General features: G+C 45.5%; 10 protein-coding genes. 1 reads left to right on the top strand and 9 read right to left on the bottom strand.

Features of this window, described 5'->3' with window-relative positions; genetic code table 11:
* Positions 1-109: 109 nt before the first annotated feature.
* The 6 genes from lpdA to ACI35L_RS15445 form a co-directional block, all read right to left on the bottom strand.
* Complete coding sequence (lpdA, locus tag ACI35L_RS15470) at positions 110-1,507, bottom strand: dihydrolipoyl dehydrogenase (RefSeq protein ID WP_439803267.1); 1,398 nt, start codon at positions 1,505-1,507, stop codon at positions 110-112.
* 159 nt (positions 1,508-1,666) lie between these two features.
* A complete protein-coding gene (locus tag ACI35L_RS15465; protein WP_049669586.1) occupies positions 1,667-2,380 on the bottom strand; it encodes a response regulator in 714 nt (237 codons plus the stop codon).
* A 15-nt stretch (positions 2,381-2,395) separates the two neighbouring features.
* A complete protein-coding gene (gene dcuS, locus ACI35L_RS15460) occupies positions 2,396-3,988 on the bottom strand; it encodes a DcuS/MalK family sensor histidine kinase (RefSeq protein WP_439803266.1) in 1,593 nt (530 codons plus the stop codon).
* Positions 3,989-4,188: 200 nt separating this feature from the next.
* A complete protein-coding gene (gene odhB, locus ACI35L_RS15455; protein WP_439803265.1) occupies positions 4,189-5,379 on the bottom strand; it encodes a 2-oxoglutarate dehydrogenase complex dihydrolipoyllysine-residue succinyltransferase in 1,191 nt (396 codons plus the stop codon).
* 38 nt (positions 5,380-5,417) lie between these two features.
* Positions 5,418-8,228 carry a 2-oxoglutarate dehydrogenase E1 component gene (locus tag ACI35L_RS15450; RefSeq protein WP_439803264.1) on the bottom strand — a complete coding sequence of 937 codons (2,811 nt, stop codon included), beginning with the start codon at positions 8,226-8,228 and terminating at the stop codon, positions 5,418-5,420.
* Positions 8,229-8,281: 53 nt separating this feature from the next.
* On the bottom strand, positions 8,282-9,739 hold the full coding sequence (locus ACI35L_RS15445) for a DASS family sodium-coupled anion symporter (RefSeq protein ID WP_049669582.1): 1,458 nt from the start codon (positions 9,737-9,739) through the stop codon (positions 8,282-8,284).
* 456 nt (positions 9,740-10,195) lie between these two features.
* On the opposite strand from ACI35L_RS15445, the gene ACI35L_RS15440 reads away from it, so the two are divergent.
* On the top strand, positions 10,196-10,837 hold the full coding sequence (locus tag ACI35L_RS15440; protein WP_439803263.1) for a DUF4272 domain-containing protein: 642 nt from the start codon (positions 10,196-10,198) through the stop codon (positions 10,835-10,837).
* Positions 10,838-10,880: 43 nt separating this feature from the next.
* On the opposite strand, the gene ACI35L_RS15435 is transcribed toward ACI35L_RS15440, so the two are convergent.
* The 3 genes from ACI35L_RS15435 to ACI35L_RS15425 form a co-directional block, all read right to left on the bottom strand.
* The gene (locus ACI35L_RS15435) at positions 10,881-12,176 is read right to left on the bottom strand and encodes a cytochrome P450 (protein WP_439803262.1); all 1,296 of its coding nucleotides are present in this window, start codon (positions 12,174-12,176) and stop codon (positions 10,881-10,883) included.
* A 108-nt stretch (positions 12,177-12,284) separates the two neighbouring features.
* Complete coding sequence (gene nagE, locus ACI35L_RS15430; protein WP_439803268.1) at positions 12,285-13,760, bottom strand: N-acetylglucosamine-specific PTS transporter subunit IIBC; 1,476 nt, start codon at positions 13,758-13,760, stop codon at positions 12,285-12,287.
* Positions 13,761-13,778: 18 nt separating this feature from the next.
* Positions 13,779-13,961, bottom strand: a complete 183-nt coding sequence (locus ACI35L_RS15425) for a hypothetical protein (RefSeq protein ID WP_049669578.1) — start codon at positions 13,959-13,961, stop codon at positions 13,779-13,781.
* Between the last annotated feature and the right edge of the window lie 85 nt (positions 13,962-14,046).

Below are 14,046 nucleotides of genomic sequence, written 5' to 3'. Positions count from 1 at the left end.
ATCAAAAGCGAAGGTGACCGATTAGGTGCCGGAGGCTTAAAAAAGTAGCTTAGAAGAGGCAAAAAAAGCGGGGATTCCGGCATACAGCCAGTCCCCGCTTTTTCACTTTTTATTTCACGATATGAATCGGATGCCCGATGGCGACCTCCGCTGTTTCCATAATCATTTCTCCGAGAGTTGGATGTGCATGAATCGTTAAAGCTAGATCCTCTGCAGTGAGAGAAGATTCAATTGCAACGGTGAGCTCTCCAATCAAATCAGAGGCGCTTGGCCCGATGATTTGCGCGCCGATGATGACGCCGCTCTCTTTATCAGTTACTAATTGAACAAATCCATCTGTCTCATTTAAGGCAATGGCTCTGCCATTTGCCGCAAATGGGAACTTCGTTTCAGCTGCCTTTATTCCAGCTTCCTTCGCTGTTGCCCCCGTATGGCCGACAACGGCGATTTCTGGTTCTGAGAACACAACTGCCGGTATGCAGGCGTGATCAATGACAGATGGCTGGCCAGCAATTGCCTCTGCCGCTACCTTTGCTTCATAAGAGGCTTTGTGAGCAAGCTGCGGACCGGCAATAATATCGCCAATGGCATAAAGATTACTCTCATTTGTACGGCATTGGGAATCTACCTCGACAAATCCTCTTTCTGTTAAGCGGACACCGGTATTTTCTAAGCCAAGCTTGTCTGTATTCGGCTTGCGCCCAACTGACACAAGAACATAATCAGCCACCGCTGTTTTTTCTTCCCCTTTTTCCTCATAGATGACCTCGACATGACCATCCTTTTCCTCTGCCGATTTCACGAATACGCCTGTTGTGACGGTTGCTCCTTTTTTCTTAAGGCCTCGTTTAACGATTGAGGTCATCTTCGCATCCATTCCGCCAAGAATATCCTTTCCGCCTTCAAGGATGGTTACCTTCGTTCCAAAATTCGCATACACGCCGGCTAGTTCAATGCCAATGACACCCCCGCCAACGACAACCATGCTTTCTGGAATCTCTTTAAGATTCAATGCGCCTGTTGAATCCAGGATTCTTGGACCGAACTTCATGGTTGGCAGCTCAACCGGGCGGGAGCCTGTTGCGATAATGGCATCCTTGAACTGGATTACTTGCTCTCCTTCTGTTGACTCAACCTTAATCGTATGGGCATCCTGAAAAGCCGCTGTTCCTTTAACGACTTCTACCTTATTGCCCTTCAGCAATGTTCCGACACCTGATGTCAGCCGGTTGACGACCCCTTCCTTATATGCCTGTACCTTGGAGAAATCTACATCAATCTGCGGAACATTCAGGCCGAAAACATCAAAATGCTTTGCCTCATGATAATGATGAGCTGCCGTAATCAAGGCTTTTGATGGGATACAGCCAACATTCAGGCACACACCGCCTATATACTCTTTCTCGATTATAATGACTTTTTGTCCTAATTGAGATGCACGGATTGCCGCAACATATCCTCCGGGTCCAGCACCAATCACCACTGTATCTGTTTGCTTTGTTTCCATGTCCAACCCCTCCAGTATGAAAAGTTTCCTGCGGATGACAGCGTTTACAATAATGTCAGCAGAAAAGAAGAATAATTCTCCTATACTATTACTGTATAAATATAACTGAACAATATCAATTTTTCGAAACTAATGTAAGCAATTATTTCCACACTAGAGCTAGTTTACAAGATAGGGCTCTACATTCCGGTCACAGGCATCCTTGCACTGAAAAAGGGTCAAAGGTCTGCCAATTTGACCATAGCTGCAAGAGGAAGTAAGAACATCAATTTGTTCAAGAAAGGTTAAATATTTTCTAATTGAAATCCTTGAGATTCCGACCGCTTCAACGAGATCCTCTGTCGTGAACTCATCGCCATTTTTGCTGTTGATAAAATTCCAGATTTCCTTCAAGGTATTCTTGGCCAAGCCTTTTGGCAGGATGACATCTCCGGTCATCCCTCTTTTCTCGAGGAGCAAGTGATCCAGTTCCTCCTGGCTCAGCTCATTCTCCTCTTTCATCACCCTTGATTGCTCCTTATATTTGAGCATAGCCTGCTTAAAGCGGTCGAAGCGGAAGGGCTTGATGATATAGTCGAATGCTCCGTTCTGAATGGCCTTATGGATGCTCTCAATATCCGTTGCCGCTGTAATCAAGATGACGTCAATATCGAGTTGCTGCTGTCTAATAGCGGTAAGAAGAGCCAAGCCATTTTGCTCAGGCATGAAAATATCCAATAAAATCAAATCAGGCAGATCGGTCTTCAGAAATTGAAGGGCCTCCTGAACGGAAGATACAGCGCCCATTACATGGTAGCCTGGTATATCTCTTAGGTAGTTCTTGTTAATCTCCGAAACCATTGGATCATCTTCAACAATCAGAACTTCTATCATCTATAATCGTTCCCTTCAGCTTTCTTGAAGTGGCAGGAAAACCGTGAAAGTTGTACCCGCTCCAGCCTTTGTTTTCAGTTCAATCATCCCATTTAATTTCTCAACCGATTGCTTAGTCAAATACAGCCCATAGCCCCGGCCAGTTCCCTTCGTTGAATAGCCCTTTTCAAATATCGCCGTCACCAATTCTTCCGGTATGCCGTTGCCGCTGTCGCCGACTTCCATCACCAATTCTCCATCAAGCACACCGATTGAAAAGATTACCACATTTTCTTTAGCACCCTCCAAAGCATCAAATGCATTCTCAATCAAGTTTCCGGCAATGCGGATGAGGTCATGGATGTATTCCTCCTCGATGTATCCCGGCATATAACTGTCCTCATTGATGATGAGCTGGATGCCGAGCTCCCTTGCCTTGCTGAGCTTCCCTAGTAAAAAGCCTGCAAAGATGGCATTCTTAATTCGCTTGACGATAAATCCTTTCTCTGTTTCATAATCATCCACCAGGTTCTCAATATAGCGACTCATCTCATCATATTTTTTCAAATGGACAAGGCCTAGGATGACATGGAATTTATTCATAAATTCATGAGACTGTGCCCGCAATGATTCCGTGTACAGCTTAATTCCTGTTAATTGGTCTGCCATCTCCTGCAGCTCTGTCTTATCTTTAAAGACAGATAATCCGCCTATTACTCTGCCTTTATGCATGATGGGGACATTGTTCGCAAGGACGGTCCGATGATCAAAGGCTTGCTCCACGTTTTCTTCAGGCTGTCCGTTTCTCATTGCTCGAGCCAGACTTGGCATACAATCCTCCACCGATTGGCCTAAGATCTCTTCTTTCTGTTTAAATCCCATAAGCCTCAATGCCTCTCGGCTGATAACGGTTATCTTCCCATCATCATTGACACCGATGATTCCCTCCTTCGCAGCTTCAATCATCGCATTGCGTTCTTGCAAAATCTTCGCAATCTCCACAGGCTCAAGACCATAGAGCTTTCTTTTCATATAGCGGCTTAAATAATAGGCTCCTATTGCACCAAGACATAATTGAAGGATGGCTCCAATATACACATAGCGTCTGCTGTTATAGGCAAGGGACTCCACCGTGTCCAGCGAAACACCGACGACAACGACACCGATTTGTTCTCCTCCGTCATAAACAGGAGTAAATACTCGCATTCCCATTCCGAGCGGTCCTTCCTCAACGGAGAAGTATTCCTTTCCTTCCAAGGATTTCTCCGCATCTTTCCGATTAAAGAAGGTTTGCCCCACTTCTTCATCAAGTGGATGCGATTTGCGAATCAAGTCCATATCCATAATAACGACGAAACCGACATCAGATAATGTACGAATTTCATTCGCGTATTCCTGGATATCAACTTCCGTCTCCTCCTGTAAAGATTGAATCACCGTGTTGGAATGGGCGGTCACTCTGGCTATCGCTTGAATCTTTTCAGAAAGATGCTTCTCTTCATTCTTGGTCACATAATAGCTGATAAATAGAGCTGTTGCCAAAGCAGAAAGGAGAACAACCATAAAGACGAGAATCATAACAAGTGTTTGCAGCTTTACTGTTCTTGGTTCTCTTCGACATAATTTCATCTTTAAACAGCCCTTTTTTTAGCTTATTTCGACACTTTTTGACACTATTCTATACATTAAGTATAAATGCTCCAGGCATTTTCTCCTAGTAAATGAGCCTTTTGTCGATTTTTCTTAACATTTTCCAAAAAAACGCATAAAAAAGCACTGCCAGCAAGAATAACATCCTTACTAGCAGCGCAGAATACCGTTCTATTCTATTATCCTTCTAAAAGAAGCTTCTCAGGGTCCTCGAGCAATTCCTTCACCTTAACGAGGAAGCCAACTGCCTCCCGCCCATCAACGATTCGATGGTCATAGGAAAGGGCAATATACATCATCGGCCTGATTTCTATACGCTCTTGATCGACTGCTACCGGGCGGTATTGAATGGAATGCATCCCAAGAATCCCAACCTGCGGTGCATTTAAGATTGGAGTGGATAGAAGCGATCCAAATGTCCCGCCATTTGTAATCGTAAACGTGCCTCCCTGAAGATCGGCAAGACCAAGCTTGGCATTGCGCGCCTTCACGGCAAGATCCATAATCTCCTTCTCAATCTCGGCGAAGTTCATTCTGTCCGCATTCTTCACAACAGGCACGACCAGCCCCTCTTGTGCTGAGACCGCAATCCCAATATCATAATGCTTCTTGATCAGAAGCTCATCTCCTTGTACCTCTGCATTTAACAGCGGGTACTTCTTCAATCCGCCAATGACGGCCTTTGTGAAAAAGGACATAAACCCTAACTTAACATCATGCTCCTGCTGGAATGCATCCTTCCTTTTCTTCCTTACCTTCATGACAGCACTCATATCGACTTCATTAAAGGTCGTCAAGATGGCAGCTGTATGCTGGACATCTACAAGGCGTTTGGCAATAGTCTGGCGTCTGCGGGACATCTTTACAATTTCTACAGGCTTATCGCTGCTGACTTGGATTGGCTGCTTAGGTACAGGATTTCCCTTCGGCTTCCCAGATGTTCTCTCAACATCCTGCTTATTGACTCGTCCAATCGGATCCACTGCTTCTACCTTGCTGAGGTCGATACCCTTTTCACGTGCGAGCTTTCGTGCTGCAGGGGTAGCCAAAACTGCCTCCTGTTTATGCACTGCTGGCGGTGCCGCCTCCTCCTTTACTGGTGAGGCTTGTTCTTTAAGGACTGGAGCGACCTCTTTGCCTTCTGCAATCACTGCGACTGTTTCACCGACTTGTACGGTATCTCCAGCATCCTTCATGATGCTTTCTAATACACCGCTATGCTCAGCAATAATTTCCACATTCACTTTGTCCGTTTCCAACTCAAGCAGGTAATCACCTTTTTCTACTGCATCCCCTGGTTGTTTCAACCATTCACTGATCGTACCTTCTGTAATGGATTCTGCTAATTCTGGAACTTTTACCTCAGCCATCTTATGAATCAATCCTTCCTTATCAAGTCTTATCCGGTTTATTTAACCGCAAAGCCCTCTTTCGTTTTTGTGAATACTTCATGAATGATCCGCTCCTGCTCTTTCTTGTGGACAAGCGGATCTCCCTCTGCAGGACTAGCCATTCCCGGTCTTCCAATATAGGAAATGGATAGATGGGATGGGATGATTTCCGTCAGTTTAGGCTCCATATAACGGAATGCTCCCATATTCTTTGGCTCCTCCTGTACCCAAATGACCTCTTTTAGGTTCTTGTAGCGATTCACAATCCTCTTGATTTCTTCTTTAGGGAATGGATATAACTCTTCCACCCGGATGATATCCAGCCACTCGGGTTCCATCTGCCTGCTCACATTTTCGCCCAGCTCAACTGCGAGACGTCCTGAACAGAATACAATGCGCTCAACCTTTTCGGCTGCTGCCCCGAGACCAGGCTGTTCAATGATCGGCTGGAATTCTCCATTTGTGAACTCCTCTATATAGCAGGCTGCTGCCTGATTACGCAATAAGCTCTTAGGCGTCATAAGAATGAGCGGTCTCGCCTCATCCCTCTCGAGCATTGCAGCCTGTCTTCTTAGAAGATGGAAGTATTGTGCGGCTGATGAGAGATTGGCTACAGTCATATTGTTTTCCGCACATAGCTGCAGGAATCTTTCTATTCTCGCACTGGAATGCTCTGGTCCCTGCCCTTCAAAACCATGCGGCAGCAGAACAACAAGACCAGACGTTTGCCCCCACTTCGCTTTCCCGGAGGAGATAAATTGGTCGAATAGCACTTGGGCACCATTAGCGAAATCACCAAACTGTGCTTCCCACAATACGAGTGTCTCTTTTGAGAACACGCTATATCCATACTCAAAACCGAGCACCGCTTCTTCCGATAACACACTATTATGGATGGCGAAGGAGGCATTGGCTGATTCCATCTCATGCAGCGGGTTATATTTCACACCCGTACGCTCATCCGACAGAACGAGATTGCGGTGCGAGAATGTTCCGCGCTCTGTGTCCTCACCCGTAATCCTGATAGGAGTTCCATCCTTCAAGATAGAAGCAAAGGCCAGCGCTTCCGCATGTCCCCAATCAACCTTCCCTTGGTTCCCAAAGACCTCTCTTCTTCGTTCAAGAATCTTATGCACCTTCTTGAATGCCTCGAACTCTTCCGGCCAATCGAGCAACTCAGTATTGAGCTTTGATAAAGTCGGATGATCCACTGTTGTATCCGTTTTCACATTAGCAGCTGGAACACCATTCATCATTTCCTCAATGGAAGGGATTGCTTCCTGTTCCTTCGAAATACGGCCATGGGCTTCCTTCAGCTTGGCAGCTGCCAGCTCTTCTATCTTGGCAGTCTCTGAATCTGTAAGAGCTTTTGCGGCGGCTGCCTGCTGTCGATACACTGCCGTAATAGTTGGATGATTTCTTACCTTCTTATACATCACTGGGTTCGTTGCCATCGGTTCATCCATCTCATTATGGCCGAGGCGGCGGTATCCAATAAGGTCGATTACAATATCACGGTTAAATGCCTGACGGTACTGAAAAGCCAAATCCATGACAGCCAGGCATGCCTCAGGATCATCCGCATTCACATGAATGATCGGAACATCAAAGCCTTTTGCCAAATCACTTGAATATTCAGTTGAGCGTGATTCATGTGTTTCAGCTGTAAAGCCAATATTGTTATTAGCAATGATGTGGATTGTACCACCCGTATGATAAGCGGCTGTTCTTGAGAAATTCAGCGTTTCGGCTACACATCCCTGACCAGGGAAGGCCGCATCCCCATGCACTAATACACATAATGCTTTGTTAAAATCTTGGCCTGGATTTCCCTTGCTCGTCCGAACTTCCTGCGCCGCCCGTGCATATCCTTCAACAACAGAGTTAGCAATCTCAAGATGGCTCGGATTATTGCCCATCGTTACGGTTATCTTCTTCCCGTCATAGACTTTTTCCGCGGTTGCTCCCATATGATATTTCACATCGCCTGTTGTACTTAATTCTGGCTTATTGCCTGGATAAGCAGAATGCTGGAATTGAGAAAGAATCGCTTCATATGGCTTATCCATCACATGGGCCAGTACATTCAGCCGGCCGCGGTGAGCCATCGCAATCGCTACATTATCAAATCCTGCCTCTGCCGAAATCTTCACCAGCTCCTCAACAGCCGGTACCAATGTTTCGAGTCCTTCAACCGAGAAGCGCTTTTGTCCAACATAGGTTCTATGGATAAATTGTTCGAACCCTTCTGCTGCCATAAGCTGTTCCATCAAATTCTTCTTATCAATCTTTTGGATGGCGCGGTCCACATATCCTTGTTCAATTTGATCAGCAAACCATTTTCGTTCTTCGTCAACTAGATGCTCAATCTCATAGCCAATCTTATTCATATACAGCTCTTTGAGCCGGTTGATGGCCGCTAATCCATCTGTATAAGATCCTTGCAGCATAGGTGAAATAAATTCAGCTGGGATCTCTCTTATTTGCTCCTCTGTGAGATTGTATGATTGTGGATTCCCAATCCCGATTGGTTTTCTTCTTTCTATTGGATTGATATCCGCTTCAAGGTGCCCCCTCTTTCGAATATTCCCTGCCAGCTCCATTACAGCAATCAGCTTTCGCATCCTCTGCATCCATTCATTTGGAGAAAGCCCTGGTTGATTCATTTCTGCTTCTGCCTCATGTGGGGCTCCCCATTGATCAAACAAATGTTGAAAGCTTTCATCCACTGAGCTTTTATCTGTTAGATACTGTTCATATTGCTCCAATAAATACCCGAAGTTCGGACCGTGGAATGCATTCCACGGCTTGTTCGTACTTGATTGCATAGGTGTTTCTCCTCCCCAAATTGTTTCTCTATGAACAATCCCTTTGATAACGCTTACAACAGACCTACCCATTGCCAATACGTCATACTAAACAGGACAATCAGAAGGTAACCGATTAATGTAATTGGGATTCCTGATTTCAATAAATCCTTAGAACTGAACGCTCCTGTTCCATAAGCAAGCATGTTCTGCGGTGCACTTACTGGCAAGAGGAATCCGAAGCTGATGACGAACTGCTGAATCAGCACAAGTCCAGGGCCATTGAAATCGGTTGTTCCCATACCAGCCACGAGTGCAATAACAATTGGAATAAACGCGGATGATAAGCTTGTGGCACTTGCAAACCCTAAGTGAATCAAGATGTTGAAAAGGGACAGAACCATCACGATTCCAATGATTGGCATATCAGTTAAACCCATTGCTTCTAACGTATTCGTGGATAACCATTCAGCCCCTTTTGTGCTTAGAAGGACCGAACCCATGGAGACACCAACTGCGAACACAATCAATGTGCCCCAAGGTATTTTTCTTTCAACCTCTTTCCACGTATAAACCCCAATTCCAGGAAGAAGCATGATGGCTACCGCGATAAAGGTAACACTTGTTGAATCAAACGGATGGAGCATTCCCTCTGTCGCCCAGGCGAACAATAATAATAAAGAAATGACAATCAATTTGAGTTCTTTTTTCGACATTTTACCTAGGTCCTTAAGCTGGGATTTAATTAAAGCTTTACTGTCCTTTAAGTCATCCATTTCAGGCTTGATCAGCCGTGTCATGACAAAGTAGAGAACAACAGACATGAGGATTGACCATGGAGCTGCGTAGATAAACCATTTCCCCCATGTAATATCAAAGCCAAAGGCCTCTCCCATGAATCCTAAGGCCACCATGTTTTGTGCGGCTGCTGTCTTGATTCCAACATTCCAGATGGAAATGGACTGTACGGCCGTAATCATCAGCAAGGCTGATAGCTTACTATTTTTCGCCATCGACAAGGCTGCCACAATTCCTAACAGAATCGGCACCAATGTTCCAGCACGAGCTGTGGAACTTGGGACGAAGAAGGCAAGCACGATACTGACGGCAATTGTCCCAATGACAAGACTGCTCGCCTTCGTCCCAACCTTTGACATGATGAATAAGGCAATTCGTTTATGAAGTCCTGTAATCTCCATCGCGACTGCGAGGAAGGAGGCACCGGCAACTAGACCAACAGCTGTGTTGCTGAAGCCTCCTAATGCGAGCTGCAGGGCTCCTTTGGTCGTATAGGTAGCAGAAGGGTCCTCCACTGTCGGAGCTAGACCGATGAAGATGGTAATAAGTCCAATAATGGCGGCTGCACTGACTGGATAGGTAACGGCTTCTGTAATCCAAAGAATAACTGCGAAAGCTAGAATGGCTAATGCTCTTTGTCCTGCCACCGGAAGACCTTCCGGAGTAGGTAAAAGAATAATGATAAGAAAGACCACAATTGCTGCAATAATCGAGATTATTTTTTTCTTTTGCATGTTCTAATCCCTCCCTTTCATATCTTTATCTTAGTATAAAAATCAGCAATGTAAGCGCTTTACTAAATTACTTATCACTTACATTACTTACAAAATTGAGATAGCCTCCCACTATCCGCCAGGACATATCTCTTGATTTTCAAAGAGGAGATAGATTATAAATTGTGAAGGACATTAGGCCTATAATAAGAAAAAATCAGTGATTCCAAGAATAGAAAGGAAGAATCATTCAAAAAGGCCGACAAGTTTTGCAGGAAAGTGTTAGTTGATATCATAGAATATTAAATTAGCCTATATTACTTTTCACTCTGCATGGCTGTGAGGCAACTTCAGCCGTTAGAGTAAAGGTAGATAAATGCATTGAAATTACCTCTTATGTTAAAATCAGGATATTAGCAGCATATCCTTTTGAAATATGACGATGGGAGAGTTTTATACACAAAGGGGGGACAAAAGATGAACAGTCCAGTAGGCAGGAAAATACGAACGGAGAAAGTCGTAAGGGCATTGGGTATACCCGTCAATAAGAATTTACCGCCATTACATAGAGATGAAGAACACGAGATTAGGACGATTGAAGCCATTATCGACCGGGCTATTGCCAATACGATCGTTTCCGCCAAAGGCAGCGGGGCGCCTGATGAAGTTGTGGATGAATTAATTGACCGTTTCTATAAAGAGGGGCTCTTCACTCCTTATGAGTTGGAATTTCTCGAAAATGAGGATCCTGACCAGGATGAACTAAATGCCTACTCATGGAGAATTGAATGCAATTCGGCTCTTTTATGGGCTGTCAGCTTAGTCCGCGATTTGCCATTTCCAAATGACTTATCAGATGTACAGACACTCTACGATCTCATGCTCCAATCTGAGCGAGAAGACCTGCTCAAGCAAGCACATTTACGGAATCATAATGAATTAATGGATGAATTGGACTTATATTATCGCCTTCATTGGGCACTAGTAGAAACACGTCTTCATAACCAAGAGCTTGCCGTCAGCATTAATCCGGGAGTTGTGTATGAACGAAGATATGGCCTGACCTGGCTATTGAACCTCGATGGAGAGGAATGGGAAGAGATTTCCATGGATACGTAAAGAAAGAAGAGGCATCGCTGAGTGAGCGATGCCTCTTCTTTCTTTATGAATGTCCTTGTCCAGTAACTTGATTCTTCTCTTTTGGTTTCAGGCTGAGCACCTTCATCCGAAAACCGCTTTCTGGGTACGTTGGAATCCTTGCCATGCTGTAGGTAAGATCCTGCTCGCAAACCTCGTAATCGAGCTCTTTAGCGAATAATTCCATGAAGACCATCATCACCTTCACGGTTGCCCATTCTCCCGCACAGCGATGCCCTTTATCATAGTCCCCGCCGCCTTGGGGGATAAAATCAAATGGACTCTTCCTCCAATTCCTAAACCTTTCCGGATTGAACTCATCTGGTTTCTCCCAAAGATCCGGATGATGATTTGTGCCATATAAATCAAGGAGTACTAAGGTTCCTTTCTTGAAAGCATAGCCCTCCCAGAGAAAATCATTCCGCACCCTTGCACCGAGCATAGGAGCAAAAGGATAATAACGTCTTACTTCCTGAACGACCATCTTGCTGTACATCCCGTCATCCTCCTTCATCCTCTTTCTCACAAGGGGGTGTTCATGCAAGGCTAATGCACCAAATACGACGAAATAAGCAATAGCGACCATCGGGCGGATAATATTGATGACCTCAACCGCCGCTGTCTTTGGCTTCATTTGCTCCCCGTTCAATTCCGTATGGTGAGCCATGATGTACAGAGCCGTATTTTCTGATGGATGAAGAGTCCCATCCCGGACTTGGCCAATCAATTCAGCAATCCAATCCTCTGCCTGCTTTCGCGCTTTTCTTCCTCTTTGATAGCGTGAACCGACTCCACCGATGGAATCAACTAAATCAAACAGCTGCTGAGCCCGGTTCTTAACTTCATCCTCATAGAGGGGAACACCGGCCCATTCGCAGGCAATCCGGCAAAGTGTGCGCTTCGCCTCTTCCATCAAGACAATCTCCTGCTCCTTTGTCCAGCCTCTTGCAGCAGCTCGCCATTCTCTTCTTGAAATCTCCTCAAGCCGCCCAAGATTCTCATGGGTCATGACAGACATGAACATCGCCTTTCGATGCTTATGTTCCTCATCATCAAGCACCTGCACGCCATGCTCACCAAACAGCGCCTTTTGAATCCGCTTTGGAACGGCCGGCTTTCGAATGAAACGTTCTTCATCATAAAACGCCCGTGCCGCTTCTTCTCCGCTGATACAAATTACCTTCTGACCAAGCAATCTAGTCTGAAAAACATTCACGTTCTCCCGTATCGTCCGGTTAGGAAGATAATCATACCCTTCTGCAAGCAGGGTTAATGTTTGATCAATCGTTCTTTCCTTTGGCATTTTCCTAGCTTTGATCATCCATACCATCTCCATTCTATCCGTACCAATTATTTACGATTAGCATACCCATACAAAGGCGTACTAAACATAAGGTTAGAATGGTCCCATCACAAAAAAAGCAGCTCATTAAGAGCCGCTCACACTCATTCCGTCATTACGATGGAGCTTCTTCATTTCGTCTGCGACAAATTGGACATTCGGGCCAACAATGACTTGAATGCTTTCCGCGCCAGTGACGTGAACACCAGGAACACCTGTCGCCTTAATTTTCTGCTGGTCGACTACATCCACACTCTTCACCTCAAGCCGGAGCCTTGTCGCACAGTTATCAATCGATGTCACATTTTCAGAGCCTCCAAGCGCTGCGTAAATCTTCTCTGCCTGAGCGGTGTATTTCGAGTCTATAGAGGAACGATCCCGAGAGACAGTCGCCGTTTCCTCTAATTCCTCTCCCCGTCCAGGCGTTTTTAAGTCAAATTTCACAATGATGAAACGGAAGAGGAAATAATAGATGACCGCGAACACAAGACCCTGGACTAGCAGCATGTATGGCTGGTTGGCAAGCGTAAGATTATAGCTTAGGATGAAATCTATCAACCCGGCACTGAAGCCGAACCCAGCTGTCCATTGAAAGGCTGCGGCAATCGCCAGAGATAAGCCAGTCAACACAGCATGAACTAAATAGAGCATAGGTGCGAGAAACATAAAGGCAAACTCAATCGGCTCCGTCACCCCTGTCAGGATGGCTGCGAAACCGGCCGCAAGCATGAGTGAGCCGACCTGCTTCCTATGTTTCGTTTTCGCTGTATGATACATGGCCAGGCCAGCTGCTGGCAGACCAAACATCATAATGGGGAAGAAGCCTGCCTGGTACATACCCGTAACCCCTTTTTCCCCATTTCCAGTCCAAAAATTCGAGATATCGTTTATCCCTGCCACATCAAACCAGAAAACCGCGTTTAAGGCATGATGCAGCCCAGTTGGAATCAATAAACGGTTAAAGAAGCCGTAAAGTCCTGCTCCAATCGCGCCAAGCCCGCTGATCCATTCCCCGAATTGTACTAACAAGGAATAGACAGGCGGCCAGACAAGCAAGAGGACAAGAGAGAGAACTAGCATCGCCAGGGAGGTCATGATAGGGACAAGACGCTTCCCGCTAAAGAACGCAAGCGCATCCGGCAGCCTAACATGACTGAATCTGTTATACATTGAGGCAGCTACAAGCCCGCATATAATCCCGACAAAGGCATTCCCAATCTTGATAAAGGATGGATCAACATTCTCTGGATCTATCCCTTGCAGCATGGCAACAGAATCACTGCCAAGTAAAGTTGTCACAACTAGATAGGCCACTAAACCGCTGAGTGCTGCTGACCCATCCCGATCCTTTGACATGCCAAGGGCAACTCCTAGAGCAAACAGCATGGCAATATTATCAATAATGGACTTCCCAGCCATAATTAGAAAAGCTGCGACAGCGTTGCCTGTTCCCCAGCCATCATGATCAATCCAATACCCTATGCCAAGCAGAACTGCCGCGGCAGGCAGCACTGCAACCGGAAGCATCAACGAGCTGCCGAGCCTTTGAAAAAACTTTCGCATCATTACTCCCCCTATTTCTTAATTTGAATGAACAAGCTTGCTCAATTCCCGTTGAACAAACATTATGATTAAATAAATAAGCTCAATAAATGCTGATAAAAGCAGGGTGACTTGGCTGCGACCGGTCCTTTCATGAAGCAAATGACCTATTATCGACAGCTGTTTGTCTTCACGGGATTGAACAAATGACTCTCTATCCATCACCTCCTTTAAGAGTTTCTTTTCCCCTTCACTGTAATGCTATGCGATTATGGACACTTCATTCTTCCGACCTATGAATAAGCCT

This window comes from Pradoshia sp., assembly GCF_051873915.1.
Lineage (GTDB): Bacteria > Bacillota > Bacilli > Bacillales > Pradoshiaceae > Pradoshia.
This window is presented reverse-complemented; position numbering and strand designations above follow the sequence as displayed.